The 25,784-nt window shown below is 70.5% G+C and carries 19 protein-coding genes and 2 pseudogenes; 7 read left to right on the plus strand and 14 right to left on the minus strand.

Going from position 1 to position 25,784, the window contains the following annotated elements; translation table 11 throughout:
• Positions 1–70 precede the first annotated feature (70 nt).
• Together AC067U_RS19315 and AC067U_RS19320 are read left to right on the plus strand one after the other, a co-directional pair.
• A pseudogene (locus AC067U_RS19315) lies at positions 71–127 on the plus strand (DUF6233 domain-containing protein); the annotation flags it as partial.
• Positions 128–162: 35 nt separating this feature from the next.
• Positions 163–348, plus strand: coding sequence for a hypothetical protein (locus tag AC067U_RS19320; protein ID WP_478830943.1), 186 nt, complete (start codon positions 163–165; stop codon positions 346–348).
• A 280-nt stretch (positions 349–628) separates the two neighbouring features.
• Here AC067U_RS19320 and AC067U_RS19325 read toward each other — a convergent pair whose 3' ends face one another.
• Positions 629–1,291, minus strand: coding sequence for a response regulator (locus tag AC067U_RS19325; protein WP_478830944.1), 663 nt, complete (start codon positions 1,289–1,291; stop codon positions 629–631).
• Positions 1,266–2,438 (minus strand): sensor histidine kinase, encoded by a 1,173-nt coding sequence (locus AC067U_RS19330; RefSeq protein ID WP_478830945.1) that lies wholly within the window; start codon positions 2,436–2,438, stop codon positions 1,266–1,268. The genes AC067U_RS19325 and AC067U_RS19330 overlap by 26 nt, the downstream gene beginning before the upstream one ends.
• A gap of 175 nt (positions 2,439–2,613) precedes the next feature.
• On the opposite strand from AC067U_RS19330, the gene AC067U_RS19335 reads away from it, so the two are divergent.
• Entirely contained in the window at positions 2,614–4,884 is a 2,271-nt protein-coding gene (locus AC067U_RS19335) for an MMPL family transporter (protein ID WP_478830946.1), read from the plus strand.
• Between the two features lie 67 nt (positions 4,885–4,951).
• Here the strand turns inward: AC067U_RS19335 and AC067U_RS19340 are convergent.
• Positions 4,952–5,937, minus strand: a pseudogene (locus AC067U_RS19340) (IS5 family transposase).
• 194 nt (positions 5,938–6,131) lie between these two features.
• Positions 6,132–6,347 (minus strand): hypothetical protein, encoded by a 216-nt coding sequence (locus tag AC067U_RS19345; protein ID WP_478830947.1) that lies wholly within the window; start codon positions 6,345–6,347, stop codon positions 6,132–6,134.
• 314 nt (positions 6,348–6,661) lie between these two features.
• On the opposite strand from AC067U_RS19345, the gene AC067U_RS19350 reads away from it, so the two are divergent.
• A complete protein-coding gene (locus tag AC067U_RS19350; protein ID WP_478830948.1) occupies positions 6,662–6,850 on the plus strand; it encodes a hypothetical protein in 189 nt (62 codons plus the stop codon).
• A gap of 323 nt (positions 6,851–7,173) precedes the next feature.
• Here AC067U_RS19350 and AC067U_RS19355 read toward each other — a convergent pair whose 3' ends face one another.
• Both AC067U_RS19355 and AC067U_RS19360 read right to left on the minus strand, forming a co-directional pair.
• Complete coding sequence (locus AC067U_RS19355) at positions 7,174–7,596, minus strand: hypothetical protein (protein ID WP_478830949.1); 423 nt, start codon at positions 7,594–7,596, stop codon at positions 7,174–7,176.
• Between the two features lie 516 nt (positions 7,597–8,112).
• Positions 8,113–9,126: a uroporphyrinogen decarboxylase/cobalamine-independent methonine synthase family protein gene (locus AC067U_RS19360; RefSeq protein WP_478830950.1), complete on the minus strand. Its 1,014-nt coding sequence runs from the start codon at positions 9,124–9,126 to the stop codon at positions 8,113–8,115.
• A 476-nt stretch (positions 9,127–9,602) separates the two neighbouring features.
• Here AC067U_RS19360 and AC067U_RS19365 point away from each other — a divergent pair, with 476 nt between their 5' ends.
• Positions 9,603–10,796: an acyltransferase gene (locus AC067U_RS19365; RefSeq protein WP_478830951.1), complete on the plus strand. Its 1,194-nt coding sequence runs from the start codon at positions 9,603–9,605 to the stop codon at positions 10,794–10,796.
• A 771-nt stretch (positions 10,797–11,567) separates the two neighbouring features.
• Here AC067U_RS19365 and AC067U_RS19370 read toward each other — a convergent pair.
• The 3 genes from AC067U_RS19370 to AC067U_RS19380 all read right to left on the minus strand — a co-directional run bounded on the left by AC067U_RS19370 (position 11,568) and on the right by AC067U_RS19380 (position 18,357).
• Positions 11,568–13,742, minus strand: coding sequence for an FG-GAP-like repeat-containing protein (locus tag AC067U_RS19370; RefSeq protein ID WP_478830952.1), 2,175 nt, complete (start codon positions 13,740–13,742; stop codon positions 11,568–11,570).
• A gap of 703 nt (positions 13,743–14,445) precedes the next feature.
• Complete coding sequence (locus AC067U_RS19375; RefSeq protein WP_478830953.1) at positions 14,446–17,358, minus strand: hypothetical protein; 2,913 nt, start codon at positions 17,356–17,358, stop codon at positions 14,446–14,448.
• Between the two features lie 132 nt (positions 17,359–17,490).
• Positions 17,491–18,357 (minus strand): MmyB family transcriptional regulator, encoded by an 867-nt coding sequence (locus tag AC067U_RS19380; protein WP_478830954.1) that lies wholly within the window; start codon positions 18,355–18,357, stop codon positions 17,491–17,493.
• 365 nt (positions 18,358–18,722) lie between these two features.
• Between AC067U_RS19380 and AC067U_RS19385 the strand changes: the two genes are divergently transcribed.
• Positions 18,723–20,597: a vWA domain-containing protein gene (locus tag AC067U_RS19385; protein WP_478830955.1), complete on the plus strand. Its 1,875-nt coding sequence runs from the start codon at positions 18,723–18,725 to the stop codon at positions 20,595–20,597.
• 154 nt (positions 20,598–20,751) lie between these two features.
• Entirely contained in the window at positions 20,752–21,384 is a 633-nt protein-coding gene (locus tag AC067U_RS19390; RefSeq protein ID WP_478830956.1) for a hypothetical protein, read from the plus strand.
• 40 nt (positions 21,385–21,424) lie between these two features.
• On the opposite strand, the gene AC067U_RS19395 is transcribed toward AC067U_RS19390, so the two are convergent.
• The 5 genes from AC067U_RS19395 to AC067U_RS19415 all read right to left on the minus strand — a co-directional run bounded on the left by AC067U_RS19395 (position 21,425) and on the right by AC067U_RS19415 (position 25,497).
• Complete coding sequence (locus tag AC067U_RS19395) at positions 21,425–21,667, minus strand: hypothetical protein (RefSeq protein ID WP_478830957.1); 243 nt, start codon at positions 21,665–21,667, stop codon at positions 21,425–21,427.
• Positions 21,668–21,879: 212 nt separating this feature from the next.
• Complete coding sequence (locus AC067U_RS19400) at positions 21,880–22,074, minus strand: hypothetical protein (RefSeq protein ID WP_478830958.1); 195 nt, start codon at positions 22,072–22,074, stop codon at positions 21,880–21,882.
• Between the two features lie 140 nt (positions 22,075–22,214).
• Complete coding sequence (locus AC067U_RS19405) at positions 22,215–22,343, minus strand: hypothetical protein (RefSeq protein ID WP_478830959.1); 129 nt, start codon at positions 22,341–22,343, stop codon at positions 22,215–22,217.
• 148 nt (positions 22,344–22,491) lie between these two features.
• Complete coding sequence (locus AC067U_RS19410; RefSeq protein WP_478830960.1) at positions 22,492–23,730, minus strand: MFS transporter; 1,239 nt, start codon at positions 23,728–23,730, stop codon at positions 22,492–22,494.
• A gap of 219 nt (positions 23,731–23,949) precedes the next feature.
• Positions 23,950–25,497 (minus strand): serine hydrolase, encoded by a 1,548-nt coding sequence (locus AC067U_RS19415; protein WP_478830961.1) that lies wholly within the window; start codon positions 25,495–25,497, stop codon positions 23,950–23,952.
• Between the last annotated feature and the right edge of the window lie 287 nt (positions 25,498–25,784).

Here is a 25,784-nt window from a genome sequence, read left to right on the forward strand (position 1 = left end):
GCTGCCGCCCAAGGAACCGCCCGCGTAGCTGATCGAGCGCGGAATCGGCACCGGCCGGCCCCCTGTCCGCCTGCACACCGGACACTGCTGGGACACCGGCAAGCGCTGCTCCCCCGCCACCCCCGAGCAGATCCGGCAGCTCCTCGCCCAGGGCATCCCCGCGTGTATCCACTGCCGCCCCGACACCACTACCCGCCGGACGCCGAGGGCGGACGCCGCGTCCGCGTCGACGGTGAGATCCTCGGCCGCGCCCTCGGCCCCGGCGATCTTCTGGAGTTCCTGCGGCGGGCCGGCCTGTGGCGCGGCGGCGGGCCGGCTGTGTGGAGTGCGGACACCGACGGAGCCTGAGCGCAGCAGTACGGCCGCCACGTGGCGAGGCGGTTACGCGCGGACGGCATCGCTGGGGCGCGTATCGAGTCGTGATCATCGGGTGGTCCTGGTGAGGTCTTTGATCCAGATCATCGAGGCGTGCAGGTGGCGGCGGCGAGGTAGCTGTCGGGAGTCTTGTCGTATCGGGTGTCTCACCGTCCCAGTTCCGGCCTCCTGGTACGTCACGCTCTGGGGCGGGTGAGGCAGGTGGAGCCGACGTGAGCCGACCGGTGCACTGGGACATGGCCCGGCACCGGGCTCAGGTTCCGGGGAGGATACGGCGCGTTTCGTAGGCCCACATCGCGATCTCGACCCGGTTGCGGGCGCCGAGTTTGGCCATCAGGCTGGCCAGATGCGTCTTCACCGTGCTGAGGCTGATGTGCAGTGCATCGGCGATCTCGGTGTTGGTCAGCCCGCGAGCGACGGCGAGGAGCACCTGCTCCTCGCGGGCGGTGACGGGGGAGACCGGCTGGGCCACGGGCCGGCCGGCGGGCAGGTCCGCGAATGCCTGGAGCAGACGGACGGTGACGCTGGGCGCGATGAGCGCCTCACCGTCGGACGCCGACCGTACGGCCTGCGCCAGAAGGTCCGGTCCGGTGTCCTTGAGGAGGAATCCGCGGGCGCCGGCACGCAGTGAGCCGTAGACGTACTCGTCGAGGTCGAACGTGGTGATGACGACCACGACCAGCGGGTCGGCGACGCCCGGGCCGGCGACCAGCCGGGTGGCCTCGAGCCCGTCGAGTACAGGCATGCGGATGTCGAACAGGCAGACGTCGGGGCGCAGTTCGCGGGCCAGACGTACCGCTTCGTGTCCGTCCGCGGCCTCGCCGACCACCTCGATGCCGGGCTGGGCGTTCAGCATGATCCGCAACCCGGTGCGGATGATCGTCTGGTCATCAGCGACGAGGACGCGAATGGACACCGCTCTCGTTCCTCGCTCTCGGCAGTTCGGCTTCGACATGCCAGCCCCGGTCGGTACCCGGGCCGGCTCGTAGTGTGCCGCCGAGCAGGGTCGCGCGCTCGCGCAGTCCGGTAAGTCCGTATCCGTCGCGACCCCGGCCGGTGCGCCGGCCGTCGTCGCGCACGCTCACCCGTACCGTGTGCCGTTCCGCGGCGACCCGAACGACGAGCTCGGTCGCGTCGACCGCATGGCGCAGCGCGTTGGTCACCGACTCCTGCACGATCCGGTAGACGGCCGCGTCCACGGCCGGGGGCAGCGCGTCCAGTTCGCCGTCGAGCCCCAGGTCGACCCTGAGGCGGCCACCCGGGGTGCGCACCAGGCGCTCCAGATCGGCGACTCCGGCAGGGGGCGCCAGCTCGGCGCCGACCCCGCGGTCGCGCAGCGCGGCGACCATGGCGCGCATTTCCTCCAGCGTGCGCGCCCCTTCCTCCTCGACCCCCTCCAGCGCCTCGACGGCGGCGGACGGGTCGGCGCCCGCGAGCACCCGGCCCGCCTGGGCGATGATCACCATGGCCGACACGTGGTGGGCCACCGTGTCGTGCAGTTCCCGGGCGAGCTGCTCGCGCTCGCGGGAGCGCAGCTGCTCCAACTGCCGCTCGCGAGCGGTCACCCGGAACCGCACGGCAGCCCCGAGCACGCCGGGCAGCAGCAGGAAGACGAAGCCCACGACCTTTTCGACGACCGGGGTCTCGTCCATGACGACACACAGCGCGCCGGCCGCGAGGATCACCGCGCCGCCCAGCACGATCTCGCGTCCCGATCCCCACCGGGGCAGCGCGTACACCAGCACGAGCACGACCGCGCCGGTGTACAGGCCGAAGGGCTCGCTCGGTGCGGCGACGAGCGAGGCCACCGGAGGCAGGACCACCGAGCCGAACGCCAGCGTCACCATCGCCAGCGGGCGGGTCCGGCGCCACAGGGGCAGCAGGCACAGCCATACGGCGAACACCACCGCCACCGGCCGCCACACGACGTTCTCGCGCAGGGTGGCCTCCAGCGCCACACCGGCAAGGCCCGCGGCGAGCAACGCCCAGTCCCGCCATACCCGGGCGGGCGCGCCGGGCGGCCGGGGTTCGGTCCACAGGGTTCGCAGGTCGTCTCGGATCACGGTTCTCAGCCTAGGGACCGCGGCGTGCCGCGCATCGGCCGAAAGGACGGTTCGTCACTCCGCCCCGGGGCCGACGGATCCGCGGCCCGCGGGCCGATGCCGCGGAGCGCCGTGGCGACGAGCCTCGGCATCGGCGGCCGTACAAGGACGGCCGACGAGGTGGTTGGAGGACCCGATGCTCTCGAAAGCCCTGTTGCGCGTGGGCGCAAGCGCCGCCCGCCATCCCTGGCGGGTGATCGCGGCATGGCTGATCGCCGTCACACTCGCCGTCCTCGCCGCGATCGCCTTCGGCGGGCGGAACGCGGACTCGATGACCGCTCCGGGGCTGGACTCCCAACGGGCCGCGGAACTGATCGAGCGGGCCGGCACCGGCCAGGAGGGGATGACCGCCCAAGTGGTCGTCACCCCCCTCGACGGCGGTGCGACGTTCTTCGACCACGGCAGCGCGCGCACCGCTCTCACGCGGCTGCAGACCGAGGTGAAGCGGCTGCCGCACGTGCTCGGCACGAGCGACCCGGCGGGGGCGCTCGACACGGGCGGGGACACCGCCGTGCGCGGCGGCCTTGTCTCGGCCGACGGGCGGATCGCAGTCGTCCGGGTGCAGTACCCCGACCAGAGCCGGCTGTCGGCCGAAGACCTCGACGCCCTCGTCGATCTCGGCGACCGGCTGCGCGCCGAGCTGCCGCTGCGCATCGAGATGGGCGGGAACCTCTTCTACGCCTTCTCCGACCCCGACGGCGGCGCGAGCGAGCTGATCGGCCTCCTCGCCGCGGCCGCGATCCTGTTCCTGGCGTTCGGTTCGCTCGTCGCCGCCGCCCTGCCGATCGGCATGGCGGTCTTCGGGCTGACCATCGGAGTCGCCACGATGACGGTACTGGCGGGGGTGACGGACGTCCCGACCTTCGCCCCCGTCCTGGGCAGCATGGTCGGGCTCGGAGTGGGCATCGACTACGCGCTGTTCGTGCTCGCCAGGCACCGGGAGTACCTCGCGTGCGGGCTCGATCCGCAGGCGGCGGCGGGGCGAGCGGTGGCAACGGCGGGGCGGCCGGTGGTCTTCGCCGGCGGCACCGTCGTCGTGTCGATCCTCGGCCTGGCGGTCGCGAACGTGCCGTTCATGACGGTGGGCGGGGTTGCCGTCTCGATCGTCGTCCTGACGATGGTGCTCGCGTCGGTGACGCTGCTGCCGGCCTTCCTCGGCGCGGCGGGCCCGCGTCTGGGGCGGGCCGGCCGGATCGGCCGGGCTCTGCAGACCAGGATGCCGGGCCGACTCGCACGGCGGCAGGACCCGGCGGCAGGCGCCGCCCACGCCGCCGGGTGGCGGCGCTGGATCGGGCACGTCAGCCGGCACCCGGTACCGTACGCGGTCGGCGCGGCGGGGCTGCTGCTGACGGCGACGCTGCCCGTGCTCGGCCTGCGCGTCGGCCTGCCCGACGACGGCTCAATGCCTCAGAGCCGGACCGAGCGCCGCGCGTACGACCTCGTCGCCGAGGGATTCGGCCCGGGCACCAACGGTCCCCTCGTCATCGCCGCGGACCCCACCGGTGATCCGGGAGTGCTGGACCGACTCGTCGCAACGGTCGCGGCGGATCCGGGCATCGCATCCGTCGCGCCGACGCACATCGATCGGGCCACCGGCATCGCGACCCTCGTGGTGTTCCCGACCACCAGCCCTCAGGAGAAGGCCACGGCCGACACCATCGCCCGGCTGCGCACCGACGTGCTGCCCACGGCGATCGGGCACGGCCCGGCCAGGGCCCACGTCGGCGGCGCCGCCGCGAGCCTGTCCGATGTGGGCCAACGCACCAGCCAGCGCCTGCCGGTGTTCGTCGCCGCCGTGCTGGCGATGTCGTTCCTGCTGCTGATGCTGGTCTTCCGCTCGATACTCGTACCGCTCAAGGCGGTACTGCTGAATCTGCTGAGCATCGGCGCGGCCTACGGCATCATGGTCGCGGTCTTCCAGTGGGGCTGGGGAGGCGCACTCATCGGGCTGGAAGCGACGGTTCCGATCGTGTCGTTCATCCCGATGTTCCTCTTCGCCATCCTGTTCGGCCTGTCGATGGACTACGAGGTGTTCCTCCTCTCCCGCGTACGCGAGGAGTACCTGCGCACCGGCGACAACGGCACGGCGATCGTCGAGGGCGTCTCGCGCACCGCCCGGATCATCACCTCGGCCGCCCTCATCATGGTGGCGGTCTTCCTGTCCTTCGCCGTCGCCGAGGACCCCTCCACCAAAATGTTCGGGCTCGGCCTGGCCACCGCGATCTTCATCGACGCCACGGTCGTACGCATGGTGCTGGTACCGGCGACCATGACACTCCTCGGCCGGACCAACTGGTGGCTGCCGAAGTGGCTGGACCGGATGCTTCCCCGCGGCCCGGTCGGCACCGACGACACCGACGCGGAATCCACGGGTGAAGCCCCGCGTCCACGGCTGGTTGACCGTTGACTCAACTCCTGCCCGCCCTTGGCGTCCGGCACCTCAGCTCGTCACCGAGGGGCGTATCGAGTCGTGATCACCGGGTGGTCCTGGTGAGGTCCTTGATCCAGATCATCGAGGCGCGCAGGTGGAGACCGGCGAGGTAGCGGTCGGGAGTCCTGTCGTATCGGGTGGCGATGCCTCGCCATGCTGTGAGCTTGTTGATCAGGCGTTCGACGATGTTCCGCTCCTTGGAGAGATCGGCGTCGTGGCTGACGGGTCGGCCACCTCTGGAGCCCTTCTCCTTCCGGTTGGCGGCCTGGTCCTCCTTCTCCGGGATGACCGCCTTGATACGGCGTTTGCGCAGGTGGGCGCGGTTTCCGCGGGACGAGTACGCCTTGTCCCCGGCGACCGCGTCCGGCCGGATGCGGGGTCGGCCGACGGGCCCGCGTACCCGTACCTTCTTCAGGGCGGGGATGAACTGCGGGCTGTCCGCTGCCTGGCCTGTGGTCAGGATGAACGCCGGCGGGCGGCACTTGCGGTCGGCGGCGAGGTGGACCTCTCTGGTCTGCCCGCCTCTGGAACGTCCGAGGAGGGCGGCCTTCAGCCGGAGTTTCCGCCGACGCCGGGTGCGTCGTCGTTCTTCCAGCGCGGGATCACTTTCGGCCTCTTGCCCGTTTTGCTCTTCGAGGCCGCCCCCTTTGACCTGGTCTTCTCCTCCTCGGCCGCGGCTTTCTCCAGGGCGGTGACGACGTCCTCGTCGAGGTGCATCCCGGCCGCGTCGAGGTGCATCCCGGCCGCGCCGTGGTGGGCTCGGGCGGTGGTGGAGCCGATGCTGACCAGGGACAGGTCCACCTCACCCCGCTTCGCGGCTTCCGTGATCAGGCCCTCCAGCAGGGCCTCGAAGGCGCCGGCGTCACGCCACTGCCGGAAGCGGTTGCGGACGGTCGACCAGGCGCCGAACTCCGTCGGCATCTCCCGCCACTGCCCGCCCGTCTTGAACCGCCAGATCACGCCCTCGAACTGCTGCCGCAGTCGCTCGGGGTACGGGCCGTACTCGCCGATCGGCAGGTACGGCTCGATGAACTACCAATCCGGATCGGTCAGTTGCACTCGCGTCACGAAAGACCGTCGATCGGACCGGACCGTGCCACGAAGGCACATCCCGCAAATTGATCACGACTCGATACGCGCCCTAGACCGACCGGCCTGCACAACACGCAGGCGGAAAGGCAGCCCGACCAATCGACGCCCAAGGCACCTTCGATGAGGCACGATCATCGGAGCCGCCCACGGCGCCTTCGCGGCCAGGCGGCGGCGCGGCTGCGGGCGGCGGGCCGGCGCTGCAACCCCTCGAAGGACAGCCGGCCCGCTTCGGCGTCCCAGACGAGCAGTTCGCCATCGAGTACCAGGCCGGCGGGCAGCTGCCGCTCGGCGGCGGCCACCGGGTCCGGGAAACGGTCCTGGATGAGATACCCGCGGCGGGTCTGCACCAGCCCCCCTCCCACCCGGCTCGGTCGGGGTGAGTGCCTGTTCCACATCCCAGGTCGTGGCCGGCGGCGATACCCTCGGAGTGGAGCCCTTTGGTCCACGTTCGCCCCCGTCAACGGGGATTCTGGGACGCGGTGGTGGCGGTGACCGCCACACGTTTCAACAGCAGGCTCATCGACAGGGAACAGGCACTCAAAGGCATCCCTGGGCCAGACGTACCAAGCCTCACCCGAACAGGTCAGCGTAATCGGGCGCCCCTCCATCCTCCGTGCCAGGCTCGATGAGTCCCTCCCACACACAAGAGCGGAGCACCCTCATGGGCATCAAGGACGAGATGCAGGCGAAGGCCCAGCAGGCCAAGGAGAAGATGCAAGCCCAGCAAGACGAAGCGCAGAAGCGAGGCCAGTCGGAGCAGGATCGCCTGAGGCAGCGCGCCGACGAGGCCCGGCATCAGGGCCAGCGGAGTTACGACGATATTCAGGATGAACTGGACGACCGCACCTGACGCCTCAAGCGACAGACTCGGGCCCGCGGCCCCCATCCGGGACGCGGGTCCGGACCCGCGTCCCATGGGCTGGGCCACACACCCCAGAATGCCGTTCGGGGAGCGGTCACTGCGACCGCTCCCCGAACGCGTCGTGTGGATGATCTCCCCAAAACCGGGCCCCTACCTGCAATTTGACGACCACCCCTTCCTCTCGTTGAAGCCTGCTTGCTGCCGCGGGTGTCGGACCAGGCTCTCGCGGGGGCTGGTCGCAGGTCACCAGCCCCTGCTGGAGGGTGTCGGGCAGGTTGAGGCCCTCGTGGTGAGGATCCGCACGAAGGCTTCTACGCGGGGCGGTAGTCCAGGGTGTACAGGGCATCGTCGAGGTTGAAGGTCAGGGTTCCCCTGTCCCCCTCGATGGTGTCGCTGCCGAGGTGATCGTCGGCGTCCGGGAATTCCTTGTCATACAGCGCGATCGTGTCGCCCGGCTGAGCGAGGCGGTTGACCGGCCGGGTCGTCGGGGCGTTGTGATCGCAGTCGATGGTGTCGGTGGAGCTCCAGACCGTGGTGCCGTTGATCTGGAGGTAGATCTCGTCTCCACCCGTCACGTCGTGGGTTTCGTAGCAGGTGAGCTCGGTCAGATTGACGGCCGCGGCCATGCTGTCGGGCCTGGCTGCGGCGGTCGTGGGGCCGGTGAGGGTGGCGGTGAGCGCGATGGCGCCGGCGAGGGCCGCCGCAGCCCTGCCGAGTGAATGGATCTTGTTCATGACCGGCTAACGACCTGGTCACGCATCGGTGACTACAAGGATGGGGGACCGGACCATGGGGCAATCTTCGGTGAGAGCGCTCAACCTTCGGTGAGACCGGACAGTGAGCGGGCGCGCCCAGCCCAGCGTGCCTGTTGCCAGGCCCGTAGCGTCACGCGAAGGCGTCACGGCGTGGCGCCTCCTGAACGCGAAAGCCTCTGGCGACAGGCCCGGGTGCGGCACCTCGGTGAGCAATGCAGGGCATCGATGCGCTTGCGGTTGCCGCCCGGGGCCTCGCCGGTGAACCACCGGCTCTTGCAATAGGGCACCGCTCCCGCGGCCGGTGATACGGGCGGCCTTCCGCAGAGCGGCCGCGAACTCGACGTTGCTCCGCCACCACTCCTCGCGCTCACGCTTCCACCGCCACGCCTTCGTGCGACAGGCCGCTCGCCCGTCTCGGCCCTCGCCGACGGGGGGCAGCCCGTCGGCGGCTATGTCTCTCCGCGCGGTCGAGTAGATCCACGCGCGGCCGACCGGTCAGAGACCAAGCCTCTCTGCGGCCATGCGCGTGCCGCGCACCCGGGCCTCGATCTTGGCGAAGGCCACGTCGCGGGAGGTGGACGTGTCGTCGGCCCAGGGGGCGAAGCCGGCGTCGTCGCAGGTGCCCAGGCGCTCGACCGGGATGTGATCGGCCGCCATCAGCACGCGGTCGCGCACCTCTTCCGCGCTCTCGACCCGGGGGTCGATCGGGTCGGTCACGCCGATGAAGATCCGCTGGTCGTGGTCCGAGTGGTCCCGAGCAACACGCAGGGCGCGCTCCGGGTCCGGCTCGCTCGCCATCTGGAGGTAGAAGTTCCCGGCCTTCAACTTGAACAGGTCGGGCAGCAGCTCGGTGTAGTCCACGTCAAGGCTGTGGGTGGAGTCCTGGTCCGCGCCCGGGCAGACGTGGATGCCGAGGCGGGCCCGGTCGCTCACGCTGAAACGGCCGAGGACCTCGTTGTCGAGTGCGATGAAGTCCCTGAGCATGCCCTTGCTCGGGTCCAGCTTCAGCGTCAGCCGAGACAGCGAGCAGTCCAGCTGCACACCGGCCGCGCCCGCTTCCAGACACGCGCGGATCTCGGACTCCGCCTCGTCGGCGAGGTCGCTGAGGAAGGTCTCGCGGGAGTAGCCGGAGACTCCGTCGTTCGGGTGCAGCAGGCTCAGCGCGGACGGCGCGACCACGGTCTGCTTCACCGGGCGGCTCGTGTGCTGCTTGGCCTTCAGCAGATACGACTCCGCACGGACCTTGTACCGGAAGGGCCCGGAGGTCAGCCTGGGCAGCTGCCGGGTGTGGCCGTCGGCGAACGGGATGACGACGCCGTCCGGGGTGAGGGTCGTCAGGCCGTTCAGCGGATAGGTGAGGGAGCTGGGCTTGGTCTGCTCGCCGTCCACGAGGACGGGGCTACCGGTCGCCTCCAGCTTCTGGATCGTCTCTTTGACGGCCCGCTCCGGGTCCTGGCTCACATAGGGGGGCCGGGGGATGCTGCCGATGGGCTCGGTGGGGATGCTCATGCCCGCGAACTTAGGGGCCCCGCCCGCCCCTCGGCCGGGGCGCGCGGGCCGGGTCACCGGAATCGGGGGCGGCCCGGCCGCCGGATTGACCAGGGGTCCTCGGGACTCGCGCCCTCGCCGGACCGTAGCCGGGCCTCGGGCCTGTCCGGCACCGTTTCGCCGAGAACCAAGTGAGGCGAGGAGCGACCCCGGCCGCTTTCAAGAATCGCCATCACAGACGGGGGCCGAGACGCTCACATCTGCAGGCACCGTAATCTTGTCGTGGGCAAGCAGCCAAGCCACGATGGCCAGCCGGTCGGGCTGCGGGTGCACGTCCGTACCCTCGGCCGGGGCGACAGCGTACAACCATCCGCATGGCTGGTGGGTCTCCCTTCGGAGCGTCGAGCCGCACCTCGGGCAACGAAGCCTGCAGGGATGTGCCGCCGGTCCTTCAAGGTCATCGTCTCAGCCAGTCCAGTGCGCGGGGGAACAGAAAAATGAGACTCAGCTCTGCCATGCGGTTCGGCAACGTCCAGCCGGGTTCGCGGGGAACCTCGCGGCCGCCCGGGCCTACTACGAGCAGCACGGCACCCTGGCCGCCTCAGGGCACGCAACCGCCCGGCGGACACCCGGCGAACCGTTCCGGCAGGCACGCCCGGCCCGCCCGGCCCGCCGGGGCCCAGGCCCGGGAGCACCGCTGGGACATCGACGTACTGCGGATCGTGTGCTCGGTGGCGGTCATCGCCATCCACACCGCCGGCTACCTGCTGACCGCCGTGAAGCACGACCCGGACCGCGGCCTGGCCTCCTACTGGCTGGGCACCGGCCTGGACGGGCTGACCCGCTTCGCCGTTCCGCTGTTCTTCGCGATGGCCGGCTGGGCCGTGCTGGTCGGATCGCCGCCCCACTCCGCCACGGTGCTGCGCAAGCGGCTGGTCCGCGTGTTCGTGCCGATGGTCGTCTGGACCGTGTTCTACCTGGTGTGGGCCGCGTACGTGGACGACACCCCGGGCATCGCCGACCTCACCCGGGACGCCCTGTTCGGGTCGATCCGCCCGGCGTACCACCTCTGGTACCTCTACTCCTACATTCCGCTGATCGTGCTGCTCGGGCTGGCCGCGCTGCTCCGCTCGGGCGCCCGCCCGTGGGGTGCGGCGATCGCGGTCATGCTGCTGGGCGCGGCCCCGTACGCGCTCGGCGACCTGTCCACCGCCACCGGCTGGCACTTCCCCGCCTGGAAGTGGCAGTTCGCGGCCTACCAGGCCGGATACGCGGTGCTCGGCGCTCTCCTGCTGAGCATCCCGCGGCTACGCGGGCGGCTCTGGTGGGTGGCGGCCGTCGTCCTGCTGACGCCCGCGGTGGCCGTCTACCAGGACCAGGTGAAGTTCCCGGTGCCCTACGGCTCGCTACTGGTCGCCGCGCTGTCGGCGGCGGTCCTGATGTCCCTGCTCCACATCCGGGTCCCCGAGCGGCTCCGTCCGTGGGTCAGCAAGCTGTCCGCCGCCTCCTTCGGCGCCTACCTGGTGCACCTGGTGATCCTGCGGCCGGTGTCCGACCAACTGCTGTCCCCCGGACACGGCTGGGCCGCGGCGATCGGCGCCACCCTCGCCTGCGTCTTGATCACCTCCGTGGTGGCCTTCGGACTCACCATGCTCTGGCAGAGGGCCAAGCTGGAACGCCTGCTGGGTTAGTACTGCAACGGACCGTTGCAGTACTAAGAGGACGTCGCCGATGTGCTCCAGCTGGAGGCGGTCGGAGTGGGCCAGGCCCTTGATGCCCACCCCGCACCGGCAGGAACCCATCCGGTACGCCTCTCCATCGTGTAGTCCGCACCGGGGACGGCGGCGGTGCGGACCGCGCCCATCGGGTGGACCCCACCGCCGGGCGGTGCACCGCACCGCACCAGGTGCGCGCTGCGGTTGCGGGCCTATCACACACCCCCTTGACCAGGCCTGATCGGCGGCCGGAACCTGCTGTGTCAAGGAGAAACGTGCCAGTGGCAAACCTGGTCAAGGGGGTGGGGCGCGTCGGCCCGTGCAGTGCGGGTGCGGCACACCGGGTGCAGGCGAGAGTGCCGCGCAGCGTTGGATGGTGCGCACCGCAGTGGACTCCCGGTACCGGTCGCCGATCCCCTACCCGACCTCCACTTGGCCAGCTCCGCCTTGCTCGCCTCCTGTTCGGCTTGGGCGTGGGTTCCTGTTGGGGGCAGGTCCGGCTGCTGCACTGGAGGCGGCGGGGGAGTGGACCGCGACTTCTCCTCGATTCTTGTGCTGGTCTGGAGGACAGCAGGTTTGCTGGGATGCTGGGGCCAGGCGGTGATGAGTCAGTCCTCAACGGGTCTGGCAGCCCCTCACCGGCTGACCGTGTGCACGCACGGCATTTCGATCGGATGCGGCGGCCCGTCGCCGCGAAGCGCGTGGTCCTGGATGGGGTGGGTGAGGGGCCGTAGGGCGGGTTGTGGATCAGTAGAGGCCGAGGTACTTCTGCCAGCCGGTGGTGATCTTTACGGGGGGCTGGAAGGTGCCGGTGCCGGTGCCGTCGTGGCGCCAGATATTGCCGGTGCTGTCCCGTGCGATGAGGTCAGCGCGGCCGTCACCGCCGAGGTCGCCGATGCCGACGAGCGCGTTGTAGGCGCTCCCCCAGTTGGCGGCGATCTCGACGGGTGCGGCGAACTTGCCGGCGCCGATCCCGTTCATGCGCCACAGGCGGTTGGCATTGTCGTGGAGCAGCAGCTCGCCGTACCCGTCACCGTTGAGGTCGCCGGCGCCAGTGATCCTCTTGTAGCTCTGGTAGGAGCCGGGGATCTGCACGCGCGGTGCCAGCAGCCCTTCCTTGGTCTGGGCGTGAAGATGTACCGCCCCGGTGGATGCCTCCCGGGTGATGACGTCTGCGCGTCCGTCGCCGGTGACGTCGCCAGGGGAGATCATGATGTTGTAGGCGTTCCAGCCGGTCCCGATGAGCTTGCTGGGGGTTGTCGGGCTGATGCCGGCGGAGGCAAAGCAGTCAGGCGTGTACCGGCGCAGTTCGCCCTTGCTGTCGCGGGCGAGCAGGTCGTTGCAGCGGTCACCGTTCATGTCGCCGATGGAGGCGAACACGGTCCCGGCGCGCCAGCCACTGCCGCTGCGGACCGGCCCGAAGGCCCCCGTGAGTTTGTCGCCGTAGAGCATGTGCAGGGTCCTTTTGCCGTCCGCTTCAGCTGTCAGCGCGAAAACGTCGCCGATGCCGTCCGGATGGCCCTCGGATCCGTGGTCGTGCGGAGCGGGGCGCATGCCGTAGATCCAGCTGGACAGAGTCGCCACGGTGACCTCACTGGCAGATCCGTAGGGCACGGCCGTGAGGGTCGAGGTGTAGCCGCCGTTCACCACGTCCGTGCCGGCCGTGGTCTTGCCGTCCCATGTTGTCTTGATCCGGCCGGGAGTGGAGCCGCCGGAAAGGGTGCGCAGAGTCCTGCCCAGTGGGTCGGTGAAGGTGATCTTCCACGAAACGACGGGCTGGTTCAGGAGGATGTCCCACCGCGCGGGGTGATCCTTGCCGATGGTGCTGCCAGCCCCGCCGGCCACCCATCTGAGCACCGGCAGGGCCACGCCGGCGGACCGTACATGGACCTTCTCGTCCGTGCCGACCCAGGCGACGAGGTTGGTGGCCTCGTCCACGGTCCACCGCACACGCCGGTCCCATCCGGGGCCGGCAGCCTGGACCGAGGAGGCCAGCACCCTGCTGGTACCGGCGATGGCGTCGGAGAGGACCAGCGTCTTCGCGGCGTGGTCGTGGTGCAGCGTGAAACCGTCGCCGAGCAGGACGTCCCCGGACGGCGCCGGCCTGGAGGTCTTGCTGTCCATGTTGTAGACACCGGCCGGACCGGTTGCGCCGCAGCTCCAGTACACCCACCGGTTCCGTGCCTGCAGCTCCTTGGGGACACAGGGTGCCCCTGTCTCGTGCGTCCACGGTCCGCGCTGCGACCCCAGACCGTGGAGCTCGATCCGGCCCGGACTGGAGGTGGTGGTGAACACCGCGTCGTACAGCACTGCGGCGGACCCGACGGAACGCTTCTGCAGCGTCCCCTGCCCGAACCGAGACACGTACTGTACGGGCTTCGCACCGCCGGTGTTGAACACCGCAACCCCGTCGCCGACATCGACCACAGAGCCGCCCTTGGCGGCATCGAACGAGAGCTCATCACCCGAGCCAAGGGCCTTGAGCCGGTCCTCACCGTTCGGCCCGCGCGAATGGATGACCACACCTCCCGACCCGGTGTTCCCCCACAACGGCGTGCAGTCCACCGCCGCGGCAGGGCACGGCCCGTCCGCGTTCGCTCCCGTGGCCCGCGCCGACGCGCTGAGCCCCCCATCGGCCCCCGCCGTGATCTGCCACACGCTCGTACGGTCAACCGCACTGGCCGCGCTCACGTCCTCGGCCACCTGCAGCTCACCACGGTGCAGGGAAATGCCCGTCTTCCGGAACCCCAGGCCGGTCCCGCCCTCCTTGGGAGCATCAAGTAGCAGCTCGCTGACCGGTGCGACACCGACAGTAGGCAAAACCACAGGCCCGGCTACAGCAGGGAAACCGCCGGCACCGGCGAGGAGCCCCAAACACAGCGCCGCGGGGAACACCCCGCGGCTCGGGATACGACGAAGCAACCAGACCTCCGGAGCAGAATGCTTGAGTAGAAGCAGGAACGCCCCTGAAACACAGTCAGCTCCCGCCTGCCCGCGTCCCGCAGTGCCCCACTGTCATAAGCGAACGTGAGCATATATCCAGTTCCGGCCAGGACTCGTCCCCGCCCAGAGCCGGACCATCGGCAGCCAGCAGGCGACCTGAGGGTCTGGGTCGGCTCCCCGTGTCTGATGGGGCATAAGCAAGAACGCGGGGCTACAGTCCGGCTGACGGCCTCCGGCCCCCCATGGCACTCAGATGGGCACCCTGGCCGATCCCGCCCCCCTTCCTGCCGGGCGGTCCTGGCACGCGACCGAGGCGGACCTGCCGCTCCTGGTGAAGGGGAGCGAGGAGTTCGACCGGGAGTGCGGCATCCCATCCACCCCTCCAGGGACGCCCTGCGCGCCTGGATCTCGTACGGCGGGCTTCTGCTCTGGGAGTACGCCGGCGCCCCGGTGGCCATGGCGGCCCTCGTCCGCCCGATCGCCAGTATCTCCCGCCCGCTGCCCTGGCGTGACGATCAGGGACAGCGGGCGGCAGCGGCGCCGTTTCTGCTGCCGGGTCCCTCTGGGGGTGCCTTCATCGGGCTCCGCACCGGCCCTGTGGACTGGCCGGAACTGATGCTGACGCACCGCTCAGTGCTGCTGCCGAGGCGGGCCGAGTGGTGTCGGACGGGCGTGTGCGGGCTCAGTCGGCTGCTGTCAGTTCCGTGTCGATCTCCGTGGTCGAGCGCAGGTGGACGGCCCGGGCGAACAGGTCCCGGATGTCGCTGTGCTGTCCGTACGGGAAGCGGATGTGCCAGTGCGTGACGACGTGCTCCAGCAGGTCGAAGCGGCCCGAGCCGGCGATCGTCGACGCTGCCAGCAGACTCTGCCGGACACCGAGCGTGCTGGTCGGCGGGTCCTGGTAGTTGCTCTGCCGCACGGCCATCAGGGCCTGCATCGCCAGCACGGGCTCGCAGGACGTGTAGAAGTCCGCGTTGCCGGTCCACTGCGGCAGCTCGGTTCCGGAGTCCGGGGTCCAGTCCGCGAAGTCGGCGCGCAGCCCGGGAAGTACCGGTACCGGCTGCTCGCGCGGACCGAACGGGCGGCCGGCCAGCACGGCCGCGGTGGAGGAGGCGTCCAGGGACCTCGCCCACGCGAACTCGCCGCGCACCAGACGGGCGTTGAGCCAGGGATCGTCCTGGGCGAGCAGCTCCGGGATGAGGACGTCGTCGTACAGGTCCAGGGGACCCCGGCCGAACGGGTCGGACGGATTCTTGACCCGGGGGGCGTCCAGCAGCGCGTCCCACACGAGCCGGTCTCCGTGCCGCACCAAGGCCCGGAGGGTGTCGGCGTTCCGGGTGGTCCTGACCAGTACGACGCGGGTGGGGACATCGAGCCGGCCCACGACGGAGTCCACGACCTCGCCGGGGGCGAGCGCGAGGAGGGCGGCCGGCGCCCCGTGGAGGACGGCCGCCCGGCCCAGGGGGTCCTGCGGGTCTGCGGTCGCTGCGTCGAGCAGCTCGGGCAGGGTTCCGTCGAAGCCTGCGGTGAGCAGGCGCACGGCGTGCGCCCAGGGTCCGGGGGATCCGCCCAGTCGGCCGCGTACCAGCTCTGCTGCCTCATCCGGCCCGGGACCGGCGAGGAAGTCGGCGGCCGGCACCACGTCGAGCGGCGCACCGCCCTCGCAAAGCCGGGCGGCGGTGTGCAGGAGCTGCGGCAGGGGGCCCGAGAAGTAGGGGGTGAGGCGCCGCAGCGCGAGCCAGAGCCGCGCCTCGGCCGCCGGAGCTCCTGCGCCCGCTTGCCGCAGGAACTCCGCGAGGAGTCGACCGAGCGGTTCGCGGGGAGCGTGGGGAAGCAGGCGTTGAACGGGGCGTGCGTGGCGGAGTACGTCCTCGGGGGTCACCGCGGGCGCCCATCCGGGCTGGGGGCAGGATCCGCGCACGGCCGTGCCGCTCGCGTTGGACGAGAACAGGGGCGGGAGGAAGATGCCTTCCCTCAGCGCTGCGACGCCGATGGCCCGCTCGGCGTAGAGCCGCAACAGATCGAGTCCGTTGGGATCGAAGCCGGCGGTCAGGGCGGTGACGACGTCCGGCGGGCAGTCGGCGCGGGCCAGCAGGACCCCGTACAGTTCGCGCGCCCGCCGCCGGTGGTGGCGCATCGCGGGGTCGGCGAGGCGGCTGCGGACGAGGTCCCAGTCGACCCGGTACCAGGGGTCGCGGGTGATGTCCCGGCTCGCGGCGGCGAGTTCGGCCAGTGCGTACAGCCGGATCTGATAGGAGGTCGGGTCGCATGGCAGGCGCAGGCGCCACACGCGCAGTGCCTCGTCCAGGTGGTCGTCACCCTGCTCCCGATGCGCCGACGCGGCCGTGCGCAGCGGCTGCGCCGACCCCTCGGCCAGCGCGGCGGCGAATGCCTCCTGCACATCCTGGTCCCGGATGCCGTTGCTCCGCTCGTCCAGCAGGGTGCGCAGCTCGTCGGCCCGGCCCGATTCCCACAGCCGTATGCCGGCGACCAGTTGCTGGTACGCGGTCAGCAGCTGCTCCCCGTTTTCGGCCGAGGCCCGAAGCGCCTGGGCGACGAGGCCGGGTTCGCGGGAGTCGTAGCAGAGCCGGAGCAGATCGGCCTCCCACGGCACGGCCGGCGGGGCGGCGATGAGGGCGTGCACGGCAGGGGTCCGCGGCAGCGGGTCCTCGGCGTCGGGCCCGAAGGGACGGCCCTCCAGGAGGGCCAGCCGGGTCGAGGGGGCCAGCCGGTATCCCCGGTCCGGGTCGGCGCCGGCGAGGCCGGTGAGCAGCCACTGGTTGATCTGCGGGTCGTCCCGGAGCAGGAAGGCTCGCTCGATGTCGGCCTCGCGTTCACCGCTGCGGTGTTCCAGGCTGTACTCCCCGCCGAACAGGGATCGCCACACCTCCCGGTCGGCGGTGTCGATCAGTGGCTGAACGAGGCGTCTTCCACTGTTTCCACGGCTCAGCAGGTGCAAGGGCCAGGGGGCGATGCGGGCGAGGAGACGTGGTCCCAGATCACCCGGCGCGAGTTCGATCAGCCATGCGATGCTGCTCTTCGGGTCGACGCGTGCGCCCGCCGTCCCACCCGTGGTGGCGTGCCGCGCGGCGGCATCGAGCAGGGTCGGCAGATCGCCCGTGAAGCCCTCCGCGAGCAGCTCGAACGCGCTCTCCCATGCCCGTTCGTCGGTGCCCAGCCGCGCCTGGACCCGGCGGGCCACCTCCGGCAGCGGCCTGCTGTTGCTGTGGATCCGGAGGAACTCGGGAGGCGCTGCCAGCCACTCCCGCTCGACGCGCCCGGCCGCCACCGCGGCCTGCCCGCTGCCGACCGCGGCGGAGATTTCGGGGCCGAGGCCCTCGCGTGCGGCGACGAGCGCGGCCTGATGGCTGGTCAGCCCCAAGCGATCGAGGAGGATCGTCACCTCGTCGGCCCCGCCGTGCCCCGCGACCCAGTCCCCGAAGCCCTCGGGCGGGGCGTACCACCGCTCGTGCAGGATGTCCGCCCGTTCCTGCGGCCCGAGTGCTTCGGCCACGTGCGCCGCGGCGTGACGTCCGGCGTGCCGGAACAGAGAGAGAAAGGTTTCGCCGCGTTCTTCGGCCATGGATGTGCTCACGTCACCGCACGCTACTCCTGGAGAGATCGGGTGGATCAAGGGGTGGCCGACTGGCCGACTGGCCGACTGGCCGACTGGCCGACTGGCCGACTGGCCGACTGGCGGCGGATACCGGGGACCGTGCCTGGTTCCTCAGCGCAGGGTCGAGGCTTCAGCCGTGTGCACTTCGCGGGGCTCCGAGAGAACAGGGTCTGCGGGTGTGTAGATGCTGAGGTTGATGCGGGCTCCGGGGGCGGCGACGGGTTCGGCAAGGCAGGTCGTGAGCTTGCCGGGTCCGTGGACGGCGTGGCGGACGGGGAGCTCGGAGCCGTCGAAGTAGGGGATGGGAGCCGTGGCGTGCTCTCGGTAGAGCGGTCCGGTCACGGGGTCGTTGCGGACCTCGTACGCGAGGCGGCCGAGCGCCGGGTTCTCCGGGCGCAGCTCCACGCTGTGCTTGAGGTGGGGCATCATGGCCGGCACCCAGTGCGTCTCCCAGTGCATCAGGACGTCGGTGCGGGCCTCGGGGTCCAGGAGCATCCAGCGCATGATGTTGGCGGGGGCTTGTCCGCGGGGGAAGAAGCGTCGGAAGTCCTCGTTGTGGGCGACGAGGTTCCATTCGGCGTCGTTGACGAACGCCAAGGCACCGTGGATGTGGTTGGTGACCCGCTGCCACGCTCCTGCTATGGACGTCCCCGAGCTGCCGTACAGGGTGTGGGGCGGGCTCTCCTTGCGGGTGATCAGCCACAGGAACGCCCACTCCTGCTCGTCCAGCCCCAGCGTCCTGGCGACCGAGGTGAGGAGATCGGCGGCGGGGCTGGAGAGCTGACCGTTCTCGAACCGGTTGTACGTGCCCGGGGTCCTCGTGAGCAGCACGTCCATCTGCTCCTGACTCAGGCCGGCAGCCCGCCGACCGGGACCGGGTCCTCGCTCCGGGAACCCCATCCTCACAGGGTCGATCGCGGCTCGGCGCGCCTGAAGGACCTTCTTGAGGCGGCCTCGGTCACTGGCCGACGGCTTCATCCGGAACCTTCCACTCGGGCTGTGCCCGGGCAGCAGCCGGGGCGGCCCAATTATCTGCACTGGCAGACCCTGGAAAGGACGGTGGCACCGCGCGAGACTCGAGCTGCCCGTTGCCCGTTGCCCGTTGCGCGTTGCGCGTTGCGCGTTGCGCCGCCGTGGGGCGCATTGCCCAGCACGTCGGTCCGGACCGACCGGCCCCCTGGGGTCGGGAGGTCCGGCAGGCACCACTTCCGCTCGCCGGCGCCCGGTACCGGAACACGTCCACGTGTCCCCGAGCGCCCGTTCTCCGACCGGAACGTGCCAGGGGCCGACAGACGAACCTCGTGGAGATCACCTTCATGTTTCCGAGACCACGCCGACGATATGTGCCCGCTGTTGTCCCCGTGCTGATGCTCGGCGCGCTCCTGTCGCCGGCGGCGACCGCGAGCGCCTCCCCCGCAGCACCCGGGGTTCCGGAGCCTGCCCGGATCAACCTGGTTCTCGACCTGTCCGGGTCGATGAACGAGAACGACGCCGGCGGCCAGACCCGCCTCGCCGCCGCCAAACAGGCGGTCACCCGGATCATCGAGACCGCCCCTGAGCAGGCCCCGCTGGGACTGCGCGTCTACGGCGCCACGTATCCCGGGCAGGAGAAGAAGCAAGGCTGCGCCGACACGCAGCAGGTGCTGCCGGTCACTCCGATGGACCGGGCGGCGCGGGCCGGCGCCAAGCGGCGGGTCGCGGACTTCAAGGCGGTCGGGTTCACACCGATCGGCGTCTCGCTCCGCGAAGCCGCCAAGGACCTCGGTACGAGCGGCAAGCGCCGCATCGTCCTGGTCTCGGACGGTGACGACACCTGTGCGCCGCCGCCTCCGTGCGAGGTGGCGCGCGAGCTCAAGGCGCAGGGCGTCGACCTCGCCGTGGACGTGGTCGGGTTCCGGACGCCCTCCTCGGCACGTGCGCAGCTGAAGTGCATCGCCGACGTGACCGGCGGGTCGTACGCGGACGCCGACGACGCCGACTCGCTGACCAGCAATCTGGGCACCCTGTTCCGCAAGGCCTGGCGCACCTACCACGCCACCGGAAAGCCGGTCGAGGGCTCCCGCAACGGCTGCCAGGATGCTCCGCTGGTCGCGCCCGGCCAGTACCTGGACGAGTTCACCGGGGGGCGCGACCTCTATTACAAGGTCAAGAAGCGGCCGGACCAGCGGCTCCAGGTGAGTGCCACCGCCGTCGCCGAGGAGGGGTACTCGCGCGGTTCCATCATCACCGTCGCTGCCGGGCCTCCGGGCGACGGCAAACCCCGCGCATGGCTGCGGGAGTTCGAGCAGTCGATGGGGTGGGCGAACATCATCTCCGCCGGAGGCCGCAGCAGGCCCGGATCGGGCAATGAGACGCCGGCGCCGGACGACACCGGCTGCATCGTGGTGGAGAACCAGGTGACCGGGTCCGGCGACAAGCCGATGCCCGTCGAGCTTCTCGTCGGCATCGCCGACAAGACGACCCAGGGGGCCGGCGCGCGGATTCCCGAGCCCCGCACCGGGGCCGACGCCGAGGGCGGCTTCTCCTTCAACAGCGCCACCCCGATCGGACCGGGCACCCATCGGCAGTCCATCGCGGTCGGTGAGGCGCCCTTCTGGCGGGTGGAGCTGAAGGCGGGCCAGAAACTGACGGTCAAGGCCGGTGTGGACATCCCGGCCGACTTCCCCGGCTCCGCCACCACCGGGTGGGGCGTCGCCGTGTACAACGCCCAGCGTGAGTCGACGCTGTGCAACGAGGACCACCGCGCCACCGAGCTCTTCGCGGGCAGGACCGGACGCGTCGAGCGGGTCTGCGGGCCCTGGGACATCACCGAGCAGGACGACGCGAAAAGCCCGGACTCCAAGGGATACGACGTACCCGGCACTTACTACATCCAGGCGCAGGTCGCCGAGCCGGACGACAAGGCGAAGGGCATCGTCGTACCGATTTCACTGACCGTGAGCGTCTCCGGCACACCGCGCCCCGGGAACGGCCCGGTGTTCTTCTTCGGTGACGGCGCCGCCCAGGGTCCCTCGCCGTCCGGTGCGAACGGGAACGAGTACGGGAAGGGGAAGGGGAACGGGAACGGCGAGCAGGGCGGGACCGGCGGCACAACGGCTGCCGTGAAGGACGGGGACTCGCTCGTGGGCGAGCTCGTGCTGCCGGCCGGTGTCGGCGCCGGGGTGCTGATGCTCGGCGGCATCGCCTTCTACGCCCTCAGGCGACGCAGGGCGGCCTGACACCCGCGCTCGTCCAGGTGGAACGAGCGGCGTCGGCACGGGCGTCAGGGAAGTCTTGACAAGTCGGCGGCGGCAAGATTTCCCTGACGCATTTGATCTTGAATTCCAAGGGTCACATCAAGCTGACCGATGATCACTGATGAGGAAACGAGCAATGACGCTTCGAACGATGCGCGGTGTGGCCATGGGTCTCCCGCTTGCACTGGCACTGGCACTGGCGGGTTGCTCGGACGGAAGTACCGCTCGTGACGGTCAGGGCGCCGGTGACAGCCGCGCCGCCGACGCCCCGCTCGATCCCTCTCAGCTGGCCCAGGCCATCCCGAGCAAACTCGCCGCCCCGAAGGGGTGGACCGCTGATTCTCCACTCGTCAGGGACGGGAGCAAGGCGCAGGAGCTCTGCCAGCGGGCGTCCCGTTTCAGCTGTGCCGGGCTCACCTCCATGGGGAACAGCCGTTATCGCATGGACAGCCAGAGCGAAACGCTCGTGGACTTCGAAGTCCTCGCCTACGACTCCGTCGACAACGCCAAGACGGGCATGAAGTCGCTGGTCGCCGACGTCCGCGACGGAAAGTCCGACGAGCTCAAACCGCTGACCGTCGACGCGGGCGCCGACGAGACGGATGCCTATGCGGATGGGGACCGCCCGGGCGTGGTGCTGCGTGTGGGTACCGTCGTGGCCTTCGTGTTCGGCGATTCCCTGCCCAAGGATCACGACCTGCAGTCGTTCGCCAAGCTGCAGGTCCAGCGCATCAACACCGCTGCCACGGGCAAGAACCCTGATGCCTAGCGCCTGTTGTGAAGGTGGCGGGAGATACACGGGGTGTCGTTCAGAGACCGTGGATGGCCTCGGCCAGGTCGGATCCGTAGGAGGCCCAGCAGATCACCGAACCGTCGCCGTCGAGCTGCCCCATGAACCACTCACCGTCGTCCCTCACGAGGCACAGTTCGTGGAACGCGAGAATCACATCGGGCTGGAGCGGTTCGTAGTCGTCCTGACCGGCGGCCTCGACGACCACGAGTCGATCGCAGGAGAGCGGGGCGGCGCTCGGGTCTCCGGAGAGAGCGCGCACGCGTTCGATCGTCCATCCGGCGGGGAGTCCTGAGTTCACCGGCGCATGGTCTCAACCGGATGCCCGTCACAGCCACTCGTCAAGGACTGCGACCAGCACGGTCGCTTCGCCCCGACCGCCAAATGGTGCAACCAGTTCCGGATCTGGGTCGCTTCGGTCGCTCCGCAGACTGCTTCTCGGCGACGGTTGAACTCTGACCCTCTGACGGCGTATCAAAAGTGACCCACGTCGCGTGCGCCACCGCCGCCGAGGAACCCGTTCCGCCACTTGGCGACGATGCCCCGGTTCACACCCAACCAGGTGGCGACCGAGAGGTTCGGTCCGCCATCCGCGCACCCCAGACCGATCCTCGCCCACAGGGCCAGCCCCTGCGCGGCCGTCCGGCGCTTGACCCAGTTGTTCAACATCTGCCGCTCGGTCTCGCTCAGGACCAGCGGCTCTCCAGCCTGCTGTCACCCACAACCCACAGCAGACCGAACCCAACCGGCACCCGTCAGCCAGACCCGCGAATTGGTGCGCAGAACGAATCACGTGGTGAGGAAGCACCTCACAACCGGATCACTGGCAGGTTGTGCGCCCGCCCGGTGGCCAGGTCGATGCGGTTCCCCCGCATCCGTGGCTCGAACTGCACCCGGCGTCCCTGGTGGTCGACGTAGGCGATGACCGGCACCCACATCTCGGGGTCGGTGTTAGGCCGGCGTGGCGGGCGTGGCGGTTCTGGTGGTCTTGGGGGTCTTGGGGGTCTTGGAGGTCCTCGTGGTCGTCGGGTGCGGGGAAGCCCGCAGAGGCCCGGGGCCGGCTCCGAAGGTGCTGCGGCGCGGACCTCAGGCGGTCGCCGCCCGCTTCTCCGCGCCACCGGGATACGGCTGCGCGGTGTGCTGGTGGCGCTGTGCCCAGCGGACGGCGAGTGGCGCGGCCAGGCCCGTCAGGGCGAACATCGCTCCCACGACGTACCAGCCGGGGCGGCCCCAGGTGATGCACAGGGAGATGAGGAGGGCGGGCCCGACTGCCTCGGCCAGGCCAGCGCCGAGTCCGAAGACGCCGAGGTACTGGCCGGTTGCGTGCTTCGGTGCGAGGGCGAAGGAGATCTCGAATCCTGCCGCCGAGTGCCAGAGTTCACCGATCGTGTGGACGGCGACTCCGGCCAGCAGGAGGGTGGCCGCAGCCCAAGCCGGCAGGTCGGCGGACAGCGAGATCAGCACGCACGCCAGGAGGAAGGCGAATCCCGAGCGCCGGTAGGCGAGGGCTCCGGCCGTGGGGGTTCCGATGTCGCGGCTGGCTCGCATCTGGCAGGTGACGACCACGACGGTGTTCAGCAGCATGGTGCCCGAGATCAGCCAGTGCGGGGCGTCGGTGGCCGCGACCAGCCACAGGGGGATGGCGACGGTGAGCACCTTGAACTGGATGGCCATGATGCCGTCCAGCACGGTCAGCGCGAGGTAGGGCCGGTCGCGCAGGGCGATCCAGCGCGGACCGCCCGCGGCCGGCTCGGGCTCGAAAGGGCACAGGCGGAACAGGATCAACGCGGAGGCGGCGAAGGCGAGCGCGTTGCCGATGACCAGCAGCTGGTAGGCGCTGTGGGTGCCCACCTGCACGGCCCAGCCCGCCAGCACCGCGCCCAGGGAGATGCCGAGGTTCGTCACGGCGCGCAGGTACGCGCGGAACTCCTGCGGCCGGACCCCTCCGTAGTGGCGGATGATCGGGCTGCGTGCGGCCAGCCCTGCCCCCTTCGCCCCGGTGGCCGCACACACCGCGAGCACGAACGGCCAGAAGCTGTCCGCGAGCAGGAAGCCGGCCGTGGCCAGTGCCTGTACGACGAGCGTGGCCGCGTAGACCCCGCGTGCACCGCGCCGGTCCGCCAGGTGCCCCACGGCGATGCCGACGGCCAGCGAGAAGACCCCGGCGATGCCGAGTCCGAGGCCCACCTCGGCTGCCGGAAGCCGGACGGCCTGGGTGAAGTAGAGCACTCCCGCGGTGAGGTAGAGGCCGCTGCCGAGGGTGTAGACGAAGTTCGAGGCGGCGATGATGCGCTGCGGTCCGGAGTCCGGCAGCAGGTGGGGCATGGTGTGCTCCGCATCCTGGGCAGGCGACGAGGTTCGGCCACTCAGATCTATTGCAAGTCGTATGCAATAGCAAGAGGTTTGTAACAATGGGTCCGGCCGGCTCGGCCGAGCAGCGTCTGGCCGGTCGGATGGGGTGCCTGCCGGCTTCCCCGCATGCGGGTGGTGCTGCCCGGGAGCCGGTGGGACACCGCCGTCTGCTTCGCCGCCACCTTCATCTGGTCAGCGGGATGTTCCGGAGGAAAGACGCTGGCCGGCCTTCTCGAAGGTGCCCAGCCCGTTGGCGTCCAGGTACTCCACGCGCATCCGGCCGTCGGTGAAGGTCACCCCGGTGCGGCCGACCGCGTTCTCTCCGGCCGTCTCAAAGCTGAAGGTGTTCCCGTCGTAGTGGGTGAGCGGGTAGTTCTGCGGCTTCGGCCCCAGGTGCAGGACCAGGCCGCCGCCCGGGCCGGCGGTGACGGTGGCCCGCCCGTAGAACGGGTTGGTGTACGTACCGACGTACGCGCCGTCCGCGCGGGCCGGCTTCGCGTTGGCGGGCGGCTTGGCGTAGTCCGTGTCCGAGCCGCCCTCGTTGAGCTGCTCTTCGTAGGCCTTGGCCACCAAGGGCAGCCAGTCCCGGGTGGGCTTGCCGTGCTCGGCGGTGTCGAAGAAGTTGAGGGCGATGGCGTCGGGGAGGCCCGAGGGGGCGCCGTTGGTGAGCACCACGATGGCGAGCTTCTCGGCGGGGACCAGTGTGGCGTTGGTGTTGGCGCCGAGTGCGAAGGCGCCGGAGTGGCTCAGGCGCAGCCGGCCGTGCTCGTCGTAGCGCACGTTCCAGCCCAGGCCGTAGTAGCCGGGCTGGGCGTTCGGCTCGGCGGCGGGTTGGCTGATGATGTGCGGGACGTGGGTCTGGGCCAGGCCCTCGCTGTTGATGACCTGCCGGCCGTCGATCTTTCCGGCGCCCATCTGGAGGCGCAGCCAGCGGGCCATGTCCCGGGCGTTGGAGCTGACGCCGCCGGCCGCGGTCTGCGCGTCGGCGTCGCGGACGTAGAGCGGCTTCCAGGTGCCGTCGGCGGTCTTGACGTGGGTCAGGGCACGGTCGGCGGCGTTCTCGTAGTCGCTGAAGCGGGAGCTGGTGTGCGTCATCCCGGCGGGCTTGTACAGCAGGTCGTCGGAGAGCTTGTCCCAGGGCACGCCCTTGGCCTTGGCGACGGCCTCGGCAGCCGCGGTGAAGCCGAAGTTCGTGTACGCGTAGCTGGTGCGGAACGGGCTGAGGGGCTCGTAGCGCAGGTGGGACAGGATGTACGACTGGTCGTAGCCCAGGTCCTCCAGGAGGTCGCCGGAGTGGTCGGGCAGGCCCGAGCGGTGCGAGAGCAGGTCGGCCGCCGTGACGTGCGAGCTGACCCAGGGGTCCTTGAGGACGATGCCCTTGAGCGGATCGTCGAAGCCGTCGGCGCCGATGGCCTGCGCCACGACGGTGGTGGCCACCGGCTTGGAGACCGAGGCCAGTTGGAAGACGGTGTCCGGACCGACCTTCTCCCCCGGGGCGGCGGTGCTGCGGACGCCGAAGCCCTTGAGGTAGACGACCTTGTCGTCGTGGACCACGGCCACCGAGACACCCGGCACCCCGGTGCGCCGCATGCCTTCCTGCACCTGCGTGTCCAGCTTGTCCAGGGCCGCCCTCACGTCGAAGCTGCCGGGGCTCGGCGACGGTGCGGCGGCGACGGTCCCGGCTGCCAGGGCGAGCCCGGCGGCCACTGCCAGCCCCCTGCGCTTGCTGTTACGTCGCATACGTCCATTGAACGCCGGTCCCGCGTCGGGCGCCGGGGGAGCCCGGGGTACGCAAACGCCGGCGGGGCCGCGCTCGCGGTCCCACTACGTGGTGGGCTGGGCTCGAAATTCGAACACACGCTCCAATCGGTGCGTGAACCCGTTCCGCTTCACCGACGATCTGGTGGTGTGACTGAGCACTGGGTCTGTCCAACGAGCATGGGAGTTGTCGTGCTGGGTGTTCCGTATGGCCGGCAGGGTGGCGCCCGCGTGGGCTGAGCCAGGTGTTCCCCGTTCGTCCCTCTACC

The sequence above is a fragment of the Streptomyces sp. NPDC043853 genome, assembly GCF_056436025.1.

Coding starts and splice junctions, on each gene's coding strand:
- AC067U_RS19335 (WP_478830946.1), top strand. CDS start 2,614: ATGCTCTCGAAAGCCCTGTTGCGCGTGGGCGCAAGCGCCGCCCGCCAT.
- AC067U_RS19350 (WP_478830948.1), top strand. CDS start 6,662: ATGGGCATCAAGGACGAGATGCAGGCGAAGGCCCAGCAGGCCAAGGAG.
- AC067U_RS19355 (WP_478830949.1), bottom strand. CDS start 7,596: ATGAACAAGATCCATTCACTCGGCAGGGCTGCGGCGGCCCTCGCCGGC.
- AC067U_RS19360 (WP_478830950.1), bottom strand. CDS start 9,126: ATGAGCATCCCCACCGAGCCCATCGGCAGCATCCCCCGGCCCCCCTAT.
- AC067U_RS19365 (WP_478830951.1), top strand. CDS start 9,603: ATGAGACTCAGCTCTGCCATGCGGTTCGGCAACGTCCAGCCGGGTTCG.
- AC067U_RS19380 (WP_478830954.1), bottom strand. CDS start 18,357: ATGAAGCCGTCGGCCAGTGACCGAGGCCGCCTCAAGAAGGTCCTTCAG.
- AC067U_RS19390 (WP_478830956.1), top strand. CDS start 20,752: ATGACGCTTCGAACGATGCGCGGTGTGGCCATGGGTCTCCCGCTTGCA.
- AC067U_RS19400 (WP_478830958.1), bottom strand. CDS start 22,074: ATGTTGAACAACTGGGTCAAGCGCCGGACGGCCGCGCAGGGGCTGGCC.
- AC067U_RS19405 (WP_478830959.1), bottom strand. CDS start 22,343: ATGTGGGTGCCGGTCATCGCCTACGTCGACCACCAGGGACGCCGGGTG.
- AC067U_RS19410 (WP_478830960.1), bottom strand. CDS start 23,730: ATGCCCCACCTGCTGCCGGACTCCGGACCGCAGCGCATCATCGCCGCC.
- AC067U_RS19415 (WP_478830961.1), bottom strand. CDS start 25,497: ATGCGACGTAACAGCAAGCGCAGGGGGCTGGCAGTGGCCGCCGGGCTC.